19 protein-coding genes are annotated in these 19,822 nt (G+C 46.9%); 10 read left to right on the top strand and 9 right to left on the bottom strand.

The window, feature by feature from the left end:
- Nucleotides 1-65 precede the first annotated feature (65 nt).
- From JNUCC1_RS06805 to JNUCC1_RS06815, 3 genes are all read left to right on the top strand, one after another.
- The gene (locus JNUCC1_RS06805) at nucleotides 66-563 is read left to right on the top strand and encodes an RNA polymerase sigma factor (RefSeq protein WP_156644684.1); all 498 of its coding nucleotides are present in this window, start codon (nucleotides 66-68) and stop codon (nucleotides 561-563) included.
- Nucleotides 556-858: a hypothetical protein gene (locus JNUCC1_RS06810; RefSeq protein WP_156644685.1), complete on the top strand. Its 303-nt coding sequence runs from the start codon at nucleotides 556-558 to the stop codon at nucleotides 856-858. Before JNUCC1_RS06805 ends, JNUCC1_RS06810 begins: the two co-directional genes overlap by 8 nt.
- Nucleotides 859-1,187: 329 nt before the next feature.
- Complete coding sequence (locus tag JNUCC1_RS06815; RefSeq protein ID WP_156644686.1) at nucleotides 1,188-1,499, top strand: hypothetical protein; 312 nt, start codon at nucleotides 1,188-1,190, stop codon at nucleotides 1,497-1,499.
- Between the two features lie 372 nt (nucleotides 1,500-1,871).
- On the opposite strand, the gene JNUCC1_RS06820 is transcribed toward JNUCC1_RS06815, so the two are convergent.
- The 5 genes from JNUCC1_RS06820 to JNUCC1_RS06840 form a co-directional block, all read right to left on the bottom strand.
- Nucleotides 1,872-3,173 (bottom strand): aminotransferase class V-fold PLP-dependent enzyme, encoded by a 1,302-nt coding sequence (locus JNUCC1_RS06820; RefSeq protein WP_197431657.1) that lies wholly within the window; start codon nucleotides 3,171-3,173, stop codon nucleotides 1,872-1,874.
- Nucleotides 3,174-3,215: 42 nt separating this feature from the next.
- Nucleotides 3,216-3,539 (bottom strand): hypothetical protein, encoded by a 324-nt coding sequence (locus tag JNUCC1_RS06825; RefSeq protein ID WP_156644688.1) that lies wholly within the window; start codon nucleotides 3,537-3,539, stop codon nucleotides 3,216-3,218.
- 73 nt (nucleotides 3,540-3,612) lie between these two features.
- Nucleotides 3,613-4,311 (bottom strand): hypothetical protein, encoded by a 699-nt coding sequence (locus JNUCC1_RS06830; RefSeq protein ID WP_156644689.1) that lies wholly within the window; start codon nucleotides 4,309-4,311, stop codon nucleotides 3,613-3,615.
- 84 nt (nucleotides 4,312-4,395) lie between these two features.
- Nucleotides 4,396-5,973: a cation:proton antiporter gene (locus JNUCC1_RS06835; RefSeq protein ID WP_156644690.1), complete on the bottom strand. Its 1,578-nt coding sequence runs from the start codon at nucleotides 5,971-5,973 to the stop codon at nucleotides 4,396-4,398.
- 269 nt (nucleotides 5,974-6,242) lie between these two features.
- Complete coding sequence (locus JNUCC1_RS06840; protein ID WP_156644691.1) at nucleotides 6,243-7,289, bottom strand: tellurite resistance/C4-dicarboxylate transporter family protein; 1,047 nt, start codon at nucleotides 7,287-7,289, stop codon at nucleotides 6,243-6,245.
- 195 nt (nucleotides 7,290-7,484) lie between these two features.
- Between JNUCC1_RS06840 and JNUCC1_RS06845 the strand changes: the two genes are divergently transcribed.
- Nucleotides 7,485-8,090, top strand: a complete 606-nt coding sequence (locus JNUCC1_RS06845; protein WP_156644692.1) for a nitroreductase family protein — start codon at nucleotides 7,485-7,487, stop codon at nucleotides 8,088-8,090.
- On the opposite strand, the gene JNUCC1_RS18210 is transcribed toward JNUCC1_RS06845, so the two are convergent.
- Together JNUCC1_RS18210 and hmpA are read right to left on the bottom strand one after the other, a co-directional pair.
- Nucleotides 8,087-8,266 carry a hypothetical protein gene (locus JNUCC1_RS18210; RefSeq protein WP_197431658.1) on the bottom strand — a complete coding sequence of 60 codons (180 nt, stop codon included), beginning with the start codon at nucleotides 8,264-8,266 and terminating at the stop codon, nucleotides 8,087-8,089. The two genes, JNUCC1_RS06845 and JNUCC1_RS18210, sit on opposite strands and share 4 nt — an antisense overlap.
- A 197-nt stretch (nucleotides 8,267-8,463) precedes the next feature.
- Nucleotides 8,464-9,693 carry an NO-inducible flavohemoprotein gene (gene hmpA, locus JNUCC1_RS06850; protein WP_156644693.1) on the bottom strand — a complete coding sequence of 410 codons (1,230 nt, stop codon included), beginning with the start codon at nucleotides 9,691-9,693 and terminating at the stop codon, nucleotides 8,464-8,466.
- 144 nt (nucleotides 9,694-9,837) lie between these two features.
- Here hmpA and JNUCC1_RS06855 point away from each other — a divergent pair, with 144 nt between their 5' ends.
- Nucleotides 9,838-10,272 (top strand): Rrf2 family transcriptional regulator, encoded by a 435-nt coding sequence (locus JNUCC1_RS06855; RefSeq protein WP_156644694.1) that lies wholly within the window; start codon nucleotides 9,838-9,840, stop codon nucleotides 10,270-10,272.
- Nucleotides 10,273-10,370: 98 nt separating this feature from the next.
- Entirely contained in the window at nucleotides 10,371-13,622 is a 3,252-nt protein-coding gene (locus tag JNUCC1_RS06860) for a BTAD domain-containing putative transcriptional regulator (RefSeq protein WP_156645436.1), read from the top strand.
- A gap of 36 nt (nucleotides 13,623-13,658) precedes the next feature.
- On the opposite strand, the gene JNUCC1_RS06865 is transcribed toward JNUCC1_RS06860, so the two are convergent.
- Together JNUCC1_RS06865 and JNUCC1_RS06870 are read right to left on the bottom strand one after the other, a co-directional pair.
- Nucleotides 13,659-14,108: a hypothetical protein gene (locus JNUCC1_RS06865; RefSeq protein ID WP_231784082.1), complete on the bottom strand. Its 450-nt coding sequence runs from the start codon at nucleotides 14,106-14,108 to the stop codon at nucleotides 13,659-13,661.
- 209 nt (nucleotides 14,109-14,317) lie between these two features.
- On the bottom strand, nucleotides 14,318-15,328 hold the full coding sequence (locus tag JNUCC1_RS06870; RefSeq protein WP_156644695.1) for a DUF3231 family protein: 1,011 nt from the start codon (nucleotides 15,326-15,328) through the stop codon (nucleotides 14,318-14,320).
- Between the two features lie 158 nt (nucleotides 15,329-15,486).
- On the opposite strand from JNUCC1_RS06870, the gene JNUCC1_RS06875 reads away from it, so the two are divergent.
- The 4 genes from JNUCC1_RS06875 to JNUCC1_RS06890 all read left to right on the top strand — a co-directional run bounded on the left by JNUCC1_RS06875 (nucleotide 15,487) and on the right by JNUCC1_RS06890 (nucleotide 19,802).
- On the top strand, nucleotides 15,487-16,716 hold the full coding sequence (locus JNUCC1_RS06875; RefSeq protein WP_156644696.1) for a substrate-binding domain-containing protein: 1,230 nt from the start codon (nucleotides 15,487-15,489) through the stop codon (nucleotides 16,714-16,716).
- A gap of 753 nt (nucleotides 16,717-17,469) precedes the next feature.
- Entirely contained in the window at nucleotides 17,470-18,237 is a 768-nt protein-coding gene (locus tag JNUCC1_RS06880; protein ID WP_156644697.1) for an ABC transporter ATP-binding protein, read from the top strand.
- Nucleotides 18,221-18,928: an ABC transporter ATP-binding protein gene (locus JNUCC1_RS06885; RefSeq protein WP_156644698.1), complete on the top strand. Its 708-nt coding sequence runs from the start codon at nucleotides 18,221-18,223 to the stop codon at nucleotides 18,926-18,928. The genes JNUCC1_RS06880 and JNUCC1_RS06885 overlap by 17 nt, the downstream gene beginning before the upstream one ends.
- 13 nt (nucleotides 18,929-18,941) lie before the next feature.
- Nucleotides 18,942-19,802, top strand: coding sequence for a branched-chain amino acid ABC transporter permease (locus tag JNUCC1_RS06890; protein WP_156644699.1), 861 nt, complete (start codon nucleotides 18,942-18,944; stop codon nucleotides 19,800-19,802).
- The last annotated feature ends 20 nt before the right edge of the window (nucleotides 19,803-19,822 follow it).

A 19,822-nucleotide genomic window follows, 5' to 3' on the forward strand; every position in this document is an offset into this window, starting at 1 on the left:
TTTATTATATTTGGTGCAACAAACCTTTTGTGAGATCGTTGATTAAGTGAAAGGATATTTCAAAGATGAATATTGATGAGCTGTATAGTGCCTATTTTAACGATGTTTATCGATTCATTTTTTCGTTAACAAAAAACAGATCTCTAACAGAAGACATTGTTCAGGAAACATTCACCCGGGCGTTTTTAAATATGAACAGCTACAGAAATCCGCCCAATAAAGCGTGGCTATTCACCGTTTCCCGCCATATGTATTACGATCATTTAAGAAAAAACAAAAAGACAGCAGATGTCGACTACGACTTTTCAATGCTTCCTGATTCTGAGGTTACACCCGAGGACCAACTGTTCAGAAAAGAAAACATTCAAAACCTGCAGAAAGAAATCATGAATCTCAAAGATCGTTATCGTGATGCCATTCGGTATGTGTATATTGAAGAATTAAATTACAAGGAAGCTGCTGCGGAAATGGATGTGACGGTTTCAAACTTTAAAAGTATAGTGTTCCGAGCTAAACGCAAACTGAAACGCGCTTTGGAAGGAAAGGATGAACCTCTTGAATAGTGAAGAATTCAAATCAAACTTTAAAAAGTATCGGGAAGGGACCTTGACTGAAGAAGAAGAAATCCAAATGGAAGGTGAACTGGATAAACTTGAACAGTATCAAGCTTTTTTGGAGGCAGAGACAGAAGATGAGGCGAATGAAAGTAACCGCAATCCGGAAGTTGACAGGAAAATACTGCGACGCAGCCAATCCTCAGCCTATATACGAACAGGACTCATTGCTTTAGTAGTCGGTCTACTCATACCACCGTCCATTCATTTATTTGCAATGGTATTCGATCTGCTGCCACAGTAACGTAACTTTACAGAGGAGACGACGATTTATGAAACTGTCAAATCGTAAATTGAAGATAAGCAGTCTGATACATGGTGTGGCATATATTCTGCTAATCATTAATCTGTTTTTTATGAACTTGAACGTTTTAATAGGTCGACCCGCTTATATTTTCACAAACATTTCATTGGGATTAGGGCCATGTTATTGTGCACCATCGTTTTGTTTATGAGAAAAGGAACAGACAGCACGCCATTAATAAGCATTTTAATCAATTTATACACGATCATCATTGTTATGGGCACGGTCTTCTTTTATGAAAGTTAGTATCTCAGCTCAGGAGGGGTAAAATGATTTTTAACAAACCATACGGCTATTGGTCTGCTGTAATGGGGCTTGCGGGCACTCTATTTCTGATTGCCAGTTATGTAGTTGCCCCTGACCACCCGCAAGGCCTTATGTCAGGAATAATCATGTTGCTGATGGTCTTGGCCGGGCTTTCTCTGATCTCAGGGATTGTCACCAGTATAATAGGGATAAAAAATAAAGAAGCTGGCACAAAAAAATACATCGGGATCCTCATGCCAATCCTGATTACCCTGTTTTTTATTCTGGTGCCGGTCATAATGGCGCTCGGCTTTATGTTAAATGATAATCCGTAAATGAGCGGGGGTGTTGGGGTGTCAATCGCGTCTGAATGTGCATATCTGAGAATGAATGCGCAAATACGCGTCTGAATGTGCATATCTGGGAATGAATGTGCAAATGCGCGTTTGAGTGTGCATATCTGGGAATGAATGTGCAAATGCGCGTCCGAATGTGCATATCTGGGAATGAATGTGCATATCCGCGTCCGAATGTGCATATCCGGAAACGAATGTGCAAATCCGCATCCGAATGTGCATATCCAGATCACGCGCATGCGATCCAAGGCCAGCCGACAGCAAGCCATCATCAACACCAGCACAAAGAAAAGCGGCTCATATCAATACGAGCCGCTCTCCCATTATCACACACACCAGACCTCATTACTCCTAGCTCACCTTCACATCTAAAATCTGCTCCAGACACTGGAATAAATAATCGATGTCTGCTAAGGCATTGTAATGGATCATACTGATGCGAACGGCCGAACCGCCGAAACGTTTGGCCAGCTGCTTAACATCGTTATTATGGAAATTGCCGGTTCGGGCCTCGATCCCAAACGCATCAAGCTTGCTTCCGATCTCCTCAGCGGACCAGCCTTCAATATTAAACGCAAACACCGGTACACGTTCCTCCAAGCGGTCGCGCGCAGTCACACCATATAACTCTACACCCTCGATGCCGCTCAGCTTTTCAAAAAAGTAGTCTGATAGAATCTGCTCGTACGCTTTTATCAGATGCATAGCATGGTAAAGTTTACGTCGTTCTTCACCCGCAGTCGCCGGCACATGAGCGATATCTGCAGACAGTCCATTCCGAACCCCATCTTTGGAAAACTGCTCGAGATATGCCATAGCACCGATAAAGCCGTGAATGCCCTCATGATTCTGGGTGCCAATTTCAAAAGCAGTCGCGTCCTGGCTAAGCATTTCTTTGATTCTATAGCCTTCGAGCCGCTCTGGATGTTGTCTATTAAAATAACCGAATCCAAGGTGGGGGCCAAACACTTTGTAACCTGAAAAAGCGGCAAAGTCTATGTCCGCATCTGTAAAGTCAGTGGGTAAATGCGGGACTTGCTGCACAGCATCAACCACGACAAGCGCACCGGCCTTGTGTGCTGCCTCAGCCACTTTTTTAATGTCAGAAATCGTTCCTGTGGCGTTGGACACCCAGCCAACCGCCACCACTTTTGGTGACAATGCGAGCAATTCGTCAAAATGAGCCCAATCCAGATTGCCGTCCGCATCACCGCGCCACATGTGGACGTGGATGCCTCGTTCCTCAAGCTCTTGCCACGGGTCGATGTTGCTCCAATGACCAATTTCAGACACAACAATATGGTCTCCCGGTTTGAAATCTCTGGCCAAATGGTGGGCCATCGCCTGGAAAAAGGATGAGGCATTCAGACCGAGCGCAATCTCGGTATGGTCTTTGGCGCCGACCAAATCGGCTGCTAATTGCCGTGCCTCAAGGATTTTCTCAGACATTCGCTTTTCCCGTTTGAAAATCGTTCCTTTTTGGGCATTGTGGTCCGTAAAAAAAGTATTGATTCGATCGGTTACAAACCTGGAAACCTGTGTGCCGGCAGAGTTATCCAAATAATAAATGGGCTCTGATTCGGGCGTTTCCGTCAATGCCGGGAAATAACCGCGCGCCTGCTCAAACGTTTTTATTAAATGATCCTTATTCATTAAATTCTCCTTTTCCCCTGAATGTCCATGCATTGTCTTCAATCATTTGGAACGTAAAACCTGCATGTCTTCTTTAGATAATGGCTGTCCTGCAATACGAATCGGGCCGTCCAATCTGACTTGTCCATCTGTAAATTGATCCTCTGTTAAAACACAAGGAATCGTGTATGTAACTGGCTTGCCCTCTGCATTGTAGAACAGATAGCCTTCCTTTTCATCGTAAATAAATGAATTCACTTTCATGTTGGGCACAATCAGAAGGGTCAGTTTCTCCTGATCGCCCCACATGACTTTGATCAGCAATTTCTTATGAATCTTCTCTTCAGCAAAAGCTTTTAAAGTGCTTAGAGAAATCGTTTCTTCCATGAATTGAGCCTCCCCGGCTGCAGCGGATTTAAACTTTCCATATTATAACATATCTTCAATTGCGAAACGTCTGTCACTGCACATACTGCTTCACATCGTTAGGAAGAAGAGTCATCTCTTGTTCATGCCAGTACCACTTGACCCCATCATAAAAAATCGTGCTGGTGTAAGCAATCGGTTCCCCATAGTCAAAAACAAGCGCAAACCGATCCGGGTCTCCGGATGAGGTGTCTGGTGTGTACGATCCACTTTCACCGCTGTCCAAAAGCGACATAAACTTCGAAACCCCTGCTTCTTCAGATAAAGTGTTCACCAGCTTAGGCTTGCCCTCTATCATATAAACCTCAATTTTCTTCACCGATTCCGCAGTCAAATCACTAAAATGCTGAGGCATATCGTTCTCACCAGCTTCACCACCACTATATAACCTGTAGCCGCTGATTTCATATTCATCCGGCACTGCAGCATAGCCGGGCATATCGTTAACCTGATAAACAAGGGTGCCTTTTTCCAAATAAGCGGCGTCTCCATTTTTAATGGTGTATCTGGTGTTGGAAATGTTGTCATCCACGTTAAACGTCACGTCGCCAATCTTCTCACCAACAAATGAAGGATCTGTAATCACACTGGTGTGGCTAGCCTCGTACTGGACATCATTCAGTTTCACAAAATCTACCCAATCAATGATGACATGCTCTTCAGTAGGCTGTTGGGCATCACACCCGGCAGTTATAAAGGCAAGCGCGGCAAACATTAGGACCCACAAACGCATATTATCCCTCCAGGAATGAAGATCGGTTCTTATGATATATGACGTTTATTTGTTTTAAATGTTACAACCGTGCTTCAACTGGTGTTATTCATCATCCTCCAACTCGACCAGCTTTTTCGTGATCACGTCTTTTTCCTGATCAGCGATGTCAGCGGAGATGACGTCACTTTTCTGCAAGGACTCGATGGCGTCATATTGGGCGTAGAGGGCGTACTTTTTCAAAACAACCTGCTGTTCCTGTTTTAATTCGGGATACTGTTCGAGCAGCTTATCCGACTCGCTGTGCAAGGCCGCGAGTTTTTCTTTGTAGCCGTCGACAACTTCTTGAGACACGGCCCGGGTTACAAATAAATTGTCCTTCACGCGCTGGATCTCCTCAATGGCGGCTTCGTATTGGTGAGAATCTGCAATGACTTTCTCGTATTCTGTGTAGCCTTCCCGTTTTTGAGTAATGCCAAGCCGTCCCAGCAGCGTCTTAATGGACAAACCCTGAATCAGCAGTGAAAACAGAACGACACTGAAGGCCACAAGCAGAATATCTTCCCGCGCTGGAAAGTCTCGCGGCAGGCTTAGAACAAGTGCAATAGAGAGAGAACCTCGCAATCCGCCCCAGTTGAGTACATGCTTCCAGCCGATCGGTATGTCGCGGATGAAGGCCATGCTAAGGTAAACCGCTGCACTTCTGGCAACCAGTACGATCGCAATGGCTAGGAAGATCAGCCCCCATTTTTCATGAACATTAATCCGGGCAATTTCCAGTCCGACCATCAGGAAGACCAGGGAGTTTGCAAGCAAGGCGGCAACGTCCCAAAAGTTGTTGATATTTAATTTGGTGGTGGGACTCATCCCGATTTTTGCCCCGTAATTTCCGAAAACAAGTGCGCCGACGACAACAGCAATAACACCTGATGCACCTGCACTTTCAGCGAGCAGAAAGGAACCATAAAACAAAATGATGCTGAAGATGATTTCCAGCGGATAGTCATCGAAGTAACGGGTCAAACGGGAAAATCCCAAGCCGAACACACTGCCAATCACGATCCCGAGGGAAACGACTTTGATAAAATCCCACAAGCCCATACCGACACCGCCGAGCCCCATGTCCATGTAAGCCACAAGCGAGAATGCCGAGATGTTAAACAAGACGACGGCCAGACCATCGTTAAACAGACTTTCCCCTTCAATGATGGTGGAGAGTTTTTTGTTCACCCCGAGGCCTTTGAAAATCGACAGCACACTCACCGGGTCTGTGGCACTCATGACAGCTGCGAACACAAATGCAGCCGCGATCGGGAAATCGAGCAGCCACAGTGACAGGAAACCGACCACAAGAAAGGAGAGAAATGTGCCGCCAAAAGCGAGGGTCAGAATGGGAGCCCTGTTGGCATTGAGGTGGGAAAACGGCAATTTCAGCGCAGCTTCACCCAAAAGCGCCGGCAGAAATAACGTAATGATGACAAAGTTAAAGATTTCGCCTTCTGTAATGAAATCTTTCAAAGGCTCCAAGACAGCGATATTGGACAGCCCAATGATGGCGCCGACAATGACGAGCGCAATCGGATAGGGTTTATCAAATTTTTTCGCAATAGCGGTGATGCCTGCTGCGATCATGAGCAGGAACAGGCCGAGCTGTACGATGTGGTGGAGATCCAGATTTTCCATGCGACACCATTCTTTCTAAACGGTTTGTAATAGTATAGCCATTACCTGATGGAAGGAACCTTAAACAAAGACAGTTGATCCATTTAAGAAAAAACTTAAAGATCTCCTAGGCAGGACGGTCTTTAAGTTTCAGGTTGTGCTGTTATTTCTATGATTTTCCGATATATGACCCAAAAATGCCGATATATGCCTCGGAAATTCCGATATCCAAGCCAAAATTTCCGATATCGCTACCCAAATTTCCGATATCCGTTCTCCCGCCAAAACCCTCAACGCGGTTGTCGCACCAAAACATCTTTATACAAATGATGAACAAGTCCGAGCATAACGAAAACCCATGCCAAGAGCGCCACGTACACCATGAAGTGCGGAATGACCGTTAGCGGCCCAAAATCAAGCGCTTTTGATAACTGGAACGTGCTCGTTGTATACATAGCAAGCGGGAACACCATCCCCCATAACTGCGGATCATAGGTGAGCGGGTATCGGTTCACCGCATGGCGCCAGATCATGAGCATGAATAATAATGGAATCCACCATGAGCCCGTGATCCAGAAAAACAATGTAAATCCTTTGAGAAAGGGCGTGATTTCATCGATGAGCTCCCAATGCTCGGCATGAAGGATCAGCGTGGACCCCGCCAATGTCGTGATCGCCACTGCCCCCATATTAATCCAGTAAGGCGGCGTGAGGGCTGAGAATTTTAAATTTAAAAAGGTGAACCTGTAGAAAATTAACGTAATAATGTTCAGATAGAGCATACATCCGAGAAAGTACATGCATAATGTAAAAAACAGGACGACTGACTGACCATGATTCACAAAAGGGATCAAAAGTGTGCCAAGTATGGATATAGATTGTGTCGCCACCGCAGCAATCAACCACGCGCCGTTAATGCCTTCAGCAAGGGTCGGTTTGTCCCGCCGTACCGTCACAGCGAAGAAAAAAGTATACATGATCACCAGCCACAACAGCACCGCCAGTCCCCACAAATAAAATGCCACCGTATGAAGCCCGCCGACAATGATTAGCTGGCTGCCAAACACACTGGTGCCGGCCACAAGCGTGAAGAAAGATGGACCGCGGGTGTGGCTTGTCAGATCGTCTATGAGTCTCGTTGGAAACCAACCCAGACGGAGCAGCGTAATCACCCACAATATGAGATAGGCACCGATATTGATAAAAAGCAAAGCCTTGGAAACCACTGTCATCTCAAGCAAATGACTACCGATTGACAAGGCCCCGGTCGCCATCACCAATGCAAAATACCCGGGAAAGAAATCTTCAAGATGCTGTTTGAATACGTTAATCATCATTTAACCCCATTTCACGGTTGAACGTTATTTTGTGGCATAATGGGGATCATTATACCATCTGCTCATAAGGGTAACCGTGAAAAACATCACAACGCCTGCCTATCATTCGAGTTCAAATATAAGCAGATCATGTGATCGAAAAGGCTTTTTGCGTCATACTAAGCAGGAAGATATTTTGATGTGAGGAGATTGATTATGACAACTGACCATTCCATTGAAAACACGCGTATTCCCGAATATGATGTTGATCCGTTATTCATTGAGCGTTGGTCACCACGTTCATTTACCGATAAAGAAATTCCCAAGCAAGTGTTACACAGCGTTCTGGAAGCGGCCAAATGGGCCCCGTCCGCCTCGAATTGGCAGCCATGGCGTTTTATCATCGCTCAAACAAAAGCCGACCGCGAAAAATTCCACTCATTCATTTTTGACAGCAACCGTGCATGGTGTGAGCAAGCCCCGGTCCTAATTCTGTTCATTTCAAAAAAGACCATGCCAGATGGCCGGCCAAATCCATTTCATCAGATGGATACAGGTGCAGCATGGGCAAGCATTGCTTTCCAAGCCAAAATGCTCGGGCTTGCAACCCATGGCATGGGCGGGTTTGACCGGGAGAAGGCCCGCGAAGTTCTGGAAGTCCCGGATGAATACGAAATCAACCACATCGCTGCCATCGGCTATCAAGGTGCAGCGGAAGCACTTCCGGAACAATTCCGTGAGCGTGAGAAACCATCATCCCGAAACCCGCTGTCAGAAATCGTATTTGAAGGGGAATTTGGCCGGGAAGTGGAAGGGATCTAATCTTGCAAAAGGGTAGCAAGAGCCCTTGCTACGAGAGCAAGACCGTGCATTACGAGAGTAGAAGTGGTTGTTACGAGAGCAAGACCGCGCGTTACGAGAGCAGAAGTGGTTGTTACGAGAGCAAGACCGCGCGTTACGAAAGCAGAAGTGGTTGTTACGAGAGCAAGACCATGCATTACGAGAGCAGAAGTGCTTAATACGAGAGCATTGCCTCGTGTTAAGCAAGCAAGCGCAACTACTTCGAGTACCAACTTGGACCTGGTCTAATAATGAACGATTCATCACCACACAAAAAAACACGTGAACACGACCCTAAGTCGTCCTTCACGTGTTTTGCTTTTGTGCGCTTCCAAAACAAATTCGGCAGCCTATACTACGCCGTAATATCCTCAGCTGGCCCAAAGATTTCAAAGTTAATATCAGCATCACTGACATGATGTGTTTTTAAAATCTGATAAGCCGCACGCATGAAGCCTTTTGGTCCGCAGAAGTAAAAGGCGGCATCGTTTGTTGGCACGACATTGCCAAGCCATTCTGCGTCAATATAGCCTTCCTTGTCACATGCGTCACCTTCGCAAGGGGAACCATAGACGACATAACTTTTCACATTAGCATGTTTCTCACTGATCTCAGTCACACGGTCTCTCATGGCATGGACCTTGCTGGACTGAGCTGCATGAATAAAGATGATTTCGCGTTCGGGCTGTGTGCGCACAGCGGTTTCGAGCATGCTCATCATCGGGGTCAGGCCGACACCGCCGCTCATGAGCACCAACGGTCGATGGTCTGACTGGTCCAAGAAGAAGTCTCCGGCTGGTGCGCTGATTGGAAGAATGCTGCCTTCATCCACGTTGGCATGTAAATGCGTTGAAACAACACCGTCTGGGAGCCCGTTCAGTCCGTCTTCACGCTTGACAGAAATGCGGTAGTGGCCTTCTCCCGGAGCACAAGACAAGCTGTATTGACGCAGATGGGTGTATGGTGAGCCGTCTACGTTCACTTTAACGGTAATATACTGGCCGGGTTCATAAGCCGGAAACGGTTCGCCGTCCACTGGCTCCAGGTAGAAGGACGTGATGACGTCACTTTCCACAACCTTTTTCACGACTTTAAAGTTGCGGAAGTCTACCCATCCGCCGACCTTGTTCAAATCCTCCTGATACATATCTCTTTCAACACTGATAAAGACATCCGCAATCACGCCGTAAGCTTTTTCCCAGGCTTCCATTATGTCGTCAGTGGCCGCATCACCGAGCACGTCTTTAATGGCGAGCAAGAGGTGCTTGCCGACGATCGGATATTGTTCCGGCTTGATGTTGAGGCTCTTATGTTTATGGGCAATTTGCTTTACGACAGGGAGGATGTTTTCCAGGTTATCAATATTGGCAGCAGCGGCGTATACCGTGTTGGCAAGTGCCTTGGGCTGATCGCCTTTTCGCTGGTTGGTCATGTTGAAAATGTTCTTCAGTTCAGGGTGATTGCCGAGCATCAATTCATAAAAACGTTTGGTAATCTGAGTTCCATGTTCCTGCAAAACAGGTACGGTTGTTTTAATAATATCTCTTGTTTCATGGTCCAATACGGAAGTCGTTTGAGTTGTCATAATAAGGATGCACTCCTTTAATTTTTAAAGATGTATTTTGAATACATGTTTATTGTATAATGGCGTTAACACTATCTCAATAGGGTAAACCAAGGTTTGTGTTACAATTATGTGAAGATGGTAACAAACAAGGAGACGTTTCTAATGAACTTGAAAAAATATACCGATTATGGGCTGCGTGTGTTGATCTTTACCGCGATGAAGCCGGAAGATGAGCTGGCGAGCATCCGGGAGATTTCCGATGTGTATGGCATTTCCACCCATCACCTCGGCAAAATTGTGCACCAGCTGACCAAGCTTGAATTGATTGAATCAGTCCGCGGACGCTATGGCGGCATACGACTCGCCAAGCCGGCTGAAGAAATGAATGTGGGGAAGATTGTGCGCATGCTCGAAGGTGATTTTACAATTCTGGAATGCTTTGATCAAGACACCAATCATTGTGTAATCTCACCGGGTTGCACGTTAAAACACGCACTAAATCACGCTCTACATGCCTTTTTTACTGTGCTTGATGGCTATACGGTAAGAGATCTCGTCACAAATGAGCAAGAACTGCGTGAACTGATGGGGATTTAGCATATCTGCAATTAAGGAATAAAAACACTTTCTGCTGTAATAGAATAGTAGAAAGCGGTTGCAAATGTGGTAAAATGTTTTAAAGGGGAGATTTCGTGATGGTACACATACCGATCATCGTCAGCCAGTTTGCACCGCCCGCCAACAGGGGACGAGAGGTGCAGCGGCGTCTATTGAATAAAAAGCTTCAGGACATTCCATCGGCGCCGGTCACACTCATGCACGGAGGGGCCGGCTACGGGAAAAGCACGGCGTTGGCTGCGTTTGCGTCAGACTTGAGCCACACGCCATCATGGTACACGATTTCCAAAAATGACGATGATATCTTTCCGTTTTTGACAAAGGTTTGTCATGCGATCAAGCAACACCACCCTTCATTTGGCGGGGCGCTGCTCGATGAGATTGCACAAATTGACGGGTATGCACAGACAGAGGATGTGTATACACTCGTTTCGGCATTCATTAACGAAACCGTCCGCCACCAGAAGACGATCATCCTCATCTTGGATGACTTTCATCATGTGTCAGCATCTCAGGAAATAGAAGCGTGGATTTTGCTGCTGCTTGAACATATGCCGGACAACCTGCACCTCGTTCTGTCCACGCGCAAGAAGCCGCAGTGGGATATCGTAACAACGATGAAGGTGAAAGGTGATCTGCTGGAGATTTCTCAGGCGGATTTGACACTCGCAACAGATGAAATGCAATTTATGCTGGAAGATGTGTACGGCCTCACAGTAGAAGAGTCGGATGTGGACAGCATATCTGACTTGACAGAAGGCTGGGCGATTGCATTCAATATGCTGGCACAACAACTGGCAAGCGGCCAATCTCCGTCATATGTCCTTGCCAATCGGCACAACTCACTCAAGGATTTGTTCGATTATTTGGCTGCAGAAGTGCTGGCAAAGCAGCCGCCCGATATACAGCGGTTTCTGCTGCAGTCGAGCGTCTTGGACGTGCTGACACCTGACGCATGTGATGCGGTACTCCTGCGTCAAGATTCCCAGACCGTTTTGCGGGACTTGCTTGAGCGCAATGTGTTTATTGCACAAGGGAACCAGGACACTTACCGTTATCACGCGCTGTTCAAAGCCTTCCTGGAAAATCGCTTGGAAAAAAACGACCTTGAGGCGCATGATCAGCTTCACGAACGGGCAGCAGTCTATTATCAACGCCAGGGTGCGACTGACCTGGTTATGTTTCATCAGCAAAAACGCGGGTCTGATGAAGCAGTGGCCAAGCTGCTGCATGAGCACGGAATGGATATGCTTGCGTCCGGGCGTCTGCAAGCCCTGTACGACATGCTGATGACAGTGCCGGAGAGGTACAAAGAAATGTACCCGGTTCTGTATTTTTGTCAGGGAGAAATAGAACGGTACCGGTCGCTGTATGAAACAGCGGAGAAACATTACGAGCAAATCATTCGGATTGTCCCCGGCTATGATCAGCAGCATTTTGATTTAATGGGGCTCGCCTTTGAAGGCAAAGCACGGATCTATCTTGATACGATCCAGCCGGACAAGGCCGAACGGTTCATCAAACAGGCGATTGATATGCGGGAAAAGGCGAACGCCCCTAAGAAAGATATGGGCAAGTTGTACATACTCATGGCGGAGAATCTGCTGAATTCCGGTTATGCGGCCAAAGCTGAAGCATGGTTGGGCCGGGCTGAAAAAGAAGGACTGACACTTGAAAACAGCAATCTTCAAGCCCGGATCTACCTTAGAACAGGAAAACTGGCCAAAGCCAAAGCCACACTCCAGAAACGCCAGCAAACCACACCGAGTCTCACACATAAACACCTGCCGCAAGCCCACCGGGAAACAGATATATTGCTGTCGATCATTGAAGCGTTTATGGGGAATGCCGAAGCAAGCAAGGCCCATGCCGCAGCAGGCATTGATCTTGGACTCGCCATTCAGTCTCCATTTGTCGAGGCATGTGGCTGGATGCGGATGGGGCATGCGGTTCAGCTTTTGGACCGATATGACAAACATCTGGCCCGTGAATGTTACGAGACCGCACTCGGGATCATGGAAAAAATCAATGTCTCTCGCGGGAAAGCCGAGCCGCATATGGGTTTATCGATCGTGTACGCGGCCGATCATCAGTTTGATCAGGCAGAGCGTCATGCACGGAACGGGTTGCAGGAGACGGAGAAAGTCAACGACCGCTGGCTCAGTGCCCTAATCAAAGTAAGCACGGGTCTGACATATGTATACCAGGGTGAATACGTTGCAGCACAGGCTGTCTTTCGTGATGTTGAAGCAGACATGCTGATCTGTGGTGACCGCTATATTCTGATGGTGTGCGGCTTTTGGCAAGCATATATTGCCCAGCAGACCGGCGCGGAAGACCAGTTCGAAGCGGCAATGAAGCTGTTTCTTGAAGAGATGGAAGCTGGGGACTACGACTTTTTCATCTTGCGGCGGACGACGTTTGGCCCGAGAGACATGCAAAACCTAGTCCCAATGCTGATGACTGCAAAACAGCAAGAACTTGCACCGTATTATCTCGGAAAACTATTTGAATTACTTGAAATTGACAAGGGTATGACGAATCACCCTGGTTACACCCTCATGATCGACACACTGGGCGGACTTGAGGTCGTGCTCGGAAAATCAGAAGACGAACCGTGCCAGTGGCAGCGTGAAAAATCCAAAGAACTGTTTGGACTCTTCATTACGAACCGAGGACGACCTGTGCAAAAGTCGGAGATCTATGACGCTCTGTGGCCAGATGAAACCGAAGATGGAGCCGGAAAGAAATTTAAAGTTACGTTTAATGCCCTCCTCAAAACACTCGAGCCCAATCGCAAAGCTCGGGAAGACTCCTTTTTTATCACCCGAAAAGGCAGTGCTTACGTTTTCCATGCCGACAGAAGCTGTGAACTAGATGTCGTGACGTTTGAACATATGGTCAATGCCGGAATTAAGGAAAAAGACATGCAACATGCCAAAGATTTGCTGGAAAAAGGGCTGCAGTATTACAGAGGGGCTTATCTCGCCGACATGCCGCATGCGGAGTGGTCTCAGAGTGAACGGGAGCGGCTCCAGCTCTTATACCTGCACGGTGCGGAAAAGATGGCCCAGTTGTTTGTCCGGCTTCTCGACTTTACGGCTTGCATCGAATGGTGTGAGCACATTCTCCAAACAGATCCGACCTGGGAGGAAGCCTACCGGTTAATGATGTACAGCTACTATCAGAAAGACAACCGTCCACAGGCGATCCGCTGGTATGAACGGTGCTGCGATATTCTGGACGGTGAACTCGGTGTGGAGCCGATGGCATCGACCCAGGATATGTACCATTTGATTATAGAATCTGAACACGTCCGGATTGATTGATGGGGTGCTGGTAGACGCGTGCCCGTACCCCAAATCTCAGGCGCGTTTTTTTAATATGCGTAGCAATTTATAATTCCAAAGAAGAATTAAAAAGATAAAGGGATAGGCTATAGCAGAATACACCGGAAGCCACCCATTATAATAGAAAACCCCTACTTTAAACGTGGTCCATTCATAAGCAAGTGCAATCAACGAATGAGCCAAGATATACACCAGTTTATAACGGTTTACTTTAGGGAAGAAATTCAAGAAAATAATATTGTAAGCCGGAAACACACCTAAGTGAATGATTAAGCCTCTCCAGTCTATAACGCCCATGGCGAAATACCCATATAGATCCAGTTTAAGGCCCAGGTATATATCAACAATTAAAACTAAAAGCAGCGCAAACAAAGCATTTGCATACATATCCAGACCTGTTATATGTTTCGGCATCATAAAAATAATGATGTAAAACAAGATAATGGAACTCAAGATAAAAACCATTAACAGGTCCGCCTTTCTCTAATGCACGGGAACACCAGCCGCTTGCTTTCACTTTTGCTACGCCTAAAGCAAAATGTTCCCAGAGTATGTTTTTCACGCACTCATCTTGTGATCAACAATTCATTTCCTTTTTGATCCCCGCTTCTTTTTCTTAAATGAACCGTCGTCCATCCAAATAACCCTCCAAGTCATTTCGAAGCCAATCCGTTCTATTCTTTATTCTTTGCGATTTGCTCCCGATCTGCCGCTTGTGGAGGCTTTTCCAACCAGTTATTTTGAATCATCAGATCTGCACCTTCTTTGGCGTACTTGGCAATTTCCGCTGTGAGACGGGTATATGCGGTCACAAGATCCGCCCTTTGACTTGCTCCTATCGCTGCTCCGTACTGTCCAATGCCTGAGGCGTTCATCGTCGTAATGTGAAACATCATGAGCTTATCGGAAAATGGGGATTCCGTTGCATCGGTGGGTTGTCCGTCCCATGTTGAAGGAACTGGCAAATAATCATTTTTCATGATTTTGCTAAAGATCCCCACATGCTTTTCAGAAATATCCCGGCCTTTTGCCATATACTTTCGTACCTCTTGTGATTGCGCCACTTGGCTGAATCCCATAATTAAAGCTTTCCCTACTTCATTTCTTTCAATATTAAAATATAAGTTTGAGATTTCAATCGCATTCAGCGGACGTTTATCACTGAACCACCCGCCGCTTAGGTAATCCTGTTCCTTAACATAGTCAGCCATTTTCGGTTTTGGAATAAAGGGCGCTCTTGCAAAAATACCTTTGTCCAATTTGATTTGAGTTGCCCGTTCCAATAACTCAGCAGAGGTGCCTAGGCACTGTTTAAAATGCTGAACAATATCCAAGCGTGCCGCATTTGACATAGCCATCGTATAAGCGGCCAACCCCAGCTTAGCTAAGTTCTGGATATACAAGAGAAAGAAGTTGTCTGTGTAAAGCCGAGGTGCATTTAAATTGACATCTTGTGCTGAAAAGCCTTCAGGTATAGCGATTTGTTCAGCACCAAACAGGTTTTCTGTAAGCTGAACATGTTCCTGTGATAAACTCAAAGCAAATTCCAATACCGAGCGTATGTATTCGTCTTCCGCATGGTGCAGTGCATAGCTGATGATTTGTACGCTCATTGAATCACTTTGATATTGACTCCATAGTGCTGCAATTTCCGATGATGTTAATTCTGGCTTATTAGAGTTCATAAATTGCCTCCTGGATCTAATGTTTTTATTTAGCTTTTCTTAATGAGCAAAAAATATGTATGAAGGATACTCAAGGTGTTGCCGCTTTAAACAGTTGTAACTTCTCTGTAACTGGTGGGCGGTATACTCATGTCACTACCATTCAAGGGGGAAATCAAATGAAGGTGATACGTAAATGGGGGTTGTTGTTCAGCCTGCTCGTTGCAATGACATTGATTGTATCTGCTTGCGGCGGTGAAGAAGGTGAAGCATCCGGTGAGAACGCCGGCGACGGGGACAAGGGTGCAGTAAAAATTGGCGTTCTGGCCTCGCTGACAGGTGCACTGGAATCATATGGTGAACAGACGAAACGCGGTTTTGAGCTGGGTCTCGAGTACGCCACAGACGGCACAATGGAAGTTGCCGGCAAGAAAATTGAAGTGATTTACGAAGATACAGAAACAGATCCCAAAGTCGCTAGGCAAAAAGCACTCGGGCTGTTAGAAGATGAGGAAGTTGACTTTCTTATGGGCTCATCCAGTTCAGGTGACACACTCGCTGTAACGCCGCTCGCCGAAGAGTATGAGCGGATCATGGTGGTTGAGCCAGCTGTGGCTGACAGCATCACAGGTTCTGAGTACAATGATTACATTTTCCGGACAGCCCGGAACTCCACTCAGGATGCGGTTGCGGCAGCGGCGGCAATTGCAGGTGATGGGGTAGATATAGCCACACTGGCACCGGATTCTTCATTTGGCCGTGACGGTGTATCAGCATTTGTCACCGCAGCAGAAGATCTCGGCGCTAATATCACACATGAAGAATACGCTGACCAGAACGCAACAGATTTCACAGCGAATATCCAGAAGATCATTGAAGCAGATCCGGATTATTTGTTCGTTGTTTGGGCAGGAGCCAACACGCCGTGGAATCAGATTTCTGATATGAAACTGCAGGACAAAGGCATTCAGATTACAACCGGTGCCCCTGATATTGCGGCACTGGCAACGATGAAGCAGCTTGTCGGTATGAAAGGCTTTACCGTGTATTATCACACGCTTCCAGACAATGAAGTGAATGACTGGCTTGTCGAGAAACACAAGGAAAAGTACGACGGTGATGTGCCGGACTTGTTTACGCCAGGCGGCATGAGTGCAGCCATTGCCATTGTTGATGCGTTGACACAGACTGATGGCGACACCAATGCTGATACGCTGATTGAAACGATGGAAGGCATGTCGTTTGATACGCCTAAGGGCACGATGACGTTCCGTGAAGAAGACCATCAGGCTTTGCAGGAATTGTATGCGATTACACTTGAAGAACAAGACGGCGTCGACTATCCAGTCCCAGTCCTTGAACGCGTCCTGACACCAGAAGAAACCGCACCACCGATTATGAACCAATAAACAAGCGGAAGGAGGTGTCCAAGTCAATCTTAAAACACCTCCTTTCTTTTTGAAAAATCTAGTAACGTCTACGCTGTGTCTAATCACTAAGGCACAATTTCTGGGAACTGCGATGTGCAAGCTAATGACTGAAGACCTGCTTCTGGCCATCGCTCGGGGAAAACACTGCGCTTTCCGCGGGCGCTGCTGAGCCTCCTCGCGCTACCGCGCTGTGGGGTCTCACCGAGGCTTTGCATCCCACAGGAGTCTCCGTGTTTTCCCCGAGCTAGGTATGAGAGGCTATTCTTTAACTCTTATGTGAGTAGAACCGTCCAACCACTGAATTAAATAGAGTGATTGGAGCGGAGGGAGTCGACTCCTGCGGGAACAGCACGAGTCCGAAGACCCCACAGCGTTACATTAGGGAGGGTCGACTAAAACCGCCCTTTGCGGGCAACGTCGACATACCCCTTGCCGGGGCAAGGAGGCGTTAGGGGATGTTCGATTAAAACCGGCGCGTCCTGCGCCAACATCGAACGACCTGCGTCCTGCAGGCCCCTTGGCTAGAAGACACTGTGAAAGTGATTTTCTTGAACAGATGTCGCACTTGAGCTGTTATAAAGTTAAAGCGACTTCCCGCAGCGCAAATCACGATGCTCTCATCTTGAGTATGTCAAGTCTTTTTCTGGTTCGTATCTATCATTCATTAAAGTGTTAATTATAAAACAACATTATTTTAGAAAAGAGTTTTGAAATTGAGAGGAGGGTATGCTGATGTCGGCTGTGTTGGAGACGAAGGGTTTGACGATTAAGTTTGGGGGGCATACGGCGGTGGATCGGGTGTCTATTGCTTTAGAGGAGAAGAAGCTGACGTCGATTATTGGTCCAAATGGTGCTGGAAAAACAACGCTGTTTAACCTGATCAGTGGGGAACTGGCCCCGACACGCGGTCAGATTTATTACAAAGGCCGTGACATTACCAAAATGTCCGCTACAAACAGAGCCCGGCTTGGAATTGGGCGGTCATTCCAAATTACGAATGTTTTCCCGAACCTGACCGTACTGGAAAATGTCCGGCTTGCTGTACAATCCAATGCCAAGGTCCGTTACCAGATCTTTGCCCATTTCCGCCATTATAAACAATTTCATGAAAAAGCCCATCATCTGCTTGAAAGTGTATTCCTGGCAGACAAAGCAGACGCACTGGCCGTGAATCTTGCGCATGGTGAGCAGCGGAAACTCGAAATTGCGATGCTGCTTGCACTTGATACAGATGTGTTGCTTTTGGATGAGCCAACAGCAGGAATGGCGGTTGAAGAAGTCCCGGTCATCATGGACGTCATTAAAGAAATCCATGCCCGGGAAGACCGGACGATTGTGCTGATTGAACATAAAATGGATATGATTATGGACTTGTCCGATGAAGTGCTTGTGCTGTTTCACGGGGAGCTGCTTGCACACGGTTCACCGGAAGAGATTGTTAAGAATGAAACGGTACAATCGGCTTATTTGGGAGGGGCTTACGATGAACAATTTGCTTGAACTGCAAAACGTCCGGGCGCATATCGGACAGTATCACATATTGCACGACGTGTCGCTTGACGTGCCAAACGGGGAAGTGACGGTGCTGCTCGGCAGAAACGGGGCAGGCAAGACGACGACGCTCAGGACAATTATGGGGCTGAACCCAACTTTTTCAGGCGCCATCACTTATAAAGACCAACCAATCCACAATAAACAGCCACACATCATTGCCAACAAAGGGATTGGCTATGTGCCCGAGGATCAGGGGATTTTTGGAGATTTGACTGTCGGAGAAAACCTGCGTGTCGCCATGAAACGTGAAGACGCGGAGACGGCAGAACGACTAGATTGGATTATGGACCTTTTCCCGGATCTGAAAAAGTTCTGGTCCCGTCCGAGCGGTCAGTTGAGCGGCGGGCAGAAGCAGATGCTGTCAATCGCACGGGCGTACATTAATGAAAATGATCTCTTGCTGATTGACGAGCCGAGCAAAGGCTTGGCTCCAATCATTGTGGAAAAAGTAATGGAATCCATCCAGCAGATGAAAGAACGGACTACGATTTTGCTCGTTGAACAGAATTTTATGATGGCAAGCGGCATTGGTGATCGTTTCTTCATCATTGATGATGGTAAAACAGTTCATCGTGGTGAGATGGATGCTCTGAAAGAAGATAAACAAACGATGCATAAATACTTGGGAATCTCGTAGGAGGGGGATGTAAATGGACTTATTTGTAACCTTGGGAATCAATGGTCTGGCGACAGGCATGCTCATATTCCTCCTTGCTTCCGGATTGACACTGATCTTTGGGCTGATGGATGTGCTGAACTTCGCCCATGGCGGGCTGTTCATATGGGGCGCATACAGTGGCGTCTGGTTTTATCACTTAACCGACAGTTTCACAGTTGCGATCGTGACGGCGATTGCAACCGGACTTGTCCTCGGGTTAATCATGGAAAAGGTGATCGTCAAACCGGTATACGGCAATCACATCCAGCAGATTCTGATCACGCTTGGATTTATGCTTGTTCTCCAAGAAGTGATCAAAGTCGTCTTCGGACCACATCAAATTGCAGTTTCGCCGCCAGCTTTCCTGGACGGGAGTTTTGTGGTCGGGGATGTGGTGTTTATTAAATACCGATTATTTATTATTCTACTGGGACTGTTTGTGTTTATCGCCACTTCCTACCTGTTCAGTAAAACACGGATTGGACTCGTTGTCCGGGCTGGGGTCATCGATAAGGAAATGGTCCAGTCACTCGGCATCAATATTAAGCTGGTGTTTACCGCTGTGTTTATGCTTGGATCCGCTCTGGCAGCATTAAGTGGTGTGCTGCACGCGCCGTATTCCGGTGTGTTATATGCAGAAATGGGGCTGGAATTCTCCATTCTTGCTTTTATCGTCGTCATCATCGGCGGTATGGGGAGTTTCCGCGGATCGCTGTTTGCGGCACTGCTCGTTGGCTTGACACAGGCATTTATGGCCTATTATGTTCCGGCTTTGTCTCTGGCCACAAACATGCTGTTAATGACGGCGGTTCTTATTTTCAGACCACAGGGCCTGTTCACAGCCAAGGCGTGATATTTGGAAAAGTGTCCTTG

The sequence above is a fragment of the Lentibacillus sp. JNUCC-1 genome (genome assembly GCF_009741735.1).
GTDB lineage: Bacteria > Bacillota > Bacilli > Bacillales > Amphibacillaceae > Lentibacillus_B.

What these genes read in the sequence shown, in the direction of transcription:
- JNUCC1_RS06880 (WP_156644697.1), top strand. Translation starts at nt 17,470, where the DNA reads ATGTCGGCTGTGTTGGAGACGAAGGGTTTGACGATTAAGTTTGGGGGG.
- JNUCC1_RS06835 (WP_156644690.1), bottom strand. Translation starts at nt 5,973, where the DNA reads ATGGAAAATCTGGATCTCCACCACATCGTACAGCTCGGCCTGTTCCTG.
- JNUCC1_RS06865 (WP_231784082.1), bottom strand. Translation starts at nt 14,108, where the DNA reads ATGGTTTTTATCTTGAGTTCCATTATCTTGTTTTACATCATTATTTTT.
- JNUCC1_RS06820 (WP_197431657.1), bottom strand. Translation starts at nt 3,173, where the DNA reads ATGAATAAGGATCATTTAATAAAAACGTTTGAGCAGGCGCGCGGTTAT.
- JNUCC1_RS06845 (WP_156644692.1), top strand. Translation starts at nt 7,485, where the DNA reads ATGACAACTGACCATTCCATTGAAAACACGCGTATTCCCGAATATGAT.
- JNUCC1_RS06860 (WP_156645436.1), top strand. Translation starts at nt 10,371, where the DNA reads ATGGTACACATACCGATCATCGTCAGCCAGTTTGCACCGCCCGCCAAC.
- JNUCC1_RS06825 (WP_156644688.1), bottom strand. Translation starts at nt 3,539, where the DNA reads ATGGAAGAAACGATTTCTCTAAGCACTTTAAAAGCTTTTGCTGAAGAG.
- JNUCC1_RS06805 (WP_156644684.1), top strand. Translation starts at nt 66, where the DNA reads ATGAATATTGATGAGCTGTATAGTGCCTATTTTAACGATGTTTATCGA.
- hmpA (WP_156644693.1), bottom strand. Translation starts at nt 9,693, where the DNA reads ATGACAACTCAAACGACTTCCGTATTGGACCATGAAACAAGAGATATT.
- JNUCC1_RS18210 (WP_197431658.1), bottom strand. Translation starts at nt 8,266, where the DNA reads ATGCATGGTCTTGCTCTCGTAACAACCACTTCTGCTTTCGTAACGCGC.
- JNUCC1_RS06840 (WP_156644691.1), bottom strand. Translation starts at nt 7,289, where the DNA reads ATGATGATTAACGTATTCAAACAGCATCTTGAAGATTTCTTTCCCGGG.
- JNUCC1_RS06815 (WP_156644686.1), top strand. Translation starts at nt 1,188, where the DNA reads ATGATTTTTAACAAACCATACGGCTATTGGTCTGCTGTAATGGGGCTT.
- JNUCC1_RS06890 (WP_156644699.1), top strand. Translation starts at nt 18,942, where the DNA reads ATGGACTTATTTGTAACCTTGGGAATCAATGGTCTGGCGACAGGCATG.
- JNUCC1_RS06855 (WP_156644694.1), top strand. Translation starts at nt 9,838, where the DNA reads ATGAACTTGAAAAAATATACCGATTATGGGCTGCGTGTGTTGATCTTT.
- JNUCC1_RS06885 (WP_156644698.1), top strand. Translation starts at nt 18,221, where the DNA reads ATGAACAATTTGCTTGAACTGCAAAACGTCCGGGCGCATATCGGACAG.
- JNUCC1_RS06870 (WP_156644695.1), bottom strand. Translation starts at nt 15,328, where the DNA reads ATGAACTCTAATAAGCCAGAATTAACATCATCGGAAATTGCAGCACTA.
- JNUCC1_RS06875 (WP_156644696.1), top strand. Translation starts at nt 15,487, where the DNA reads ATGAAGGTGATACGTAAATGGGGGTTGTTGTTCAGCCTGCTCGTTGCA.
- JNUCC1_RS06830 (WP_156644689.1), bottom strand. Translation starts at nt 4,311, where the DNA reads ATGCGTTTGTGGGTCCTAATGTTTGCCGCGCTTGCCTTTATAACTGCC.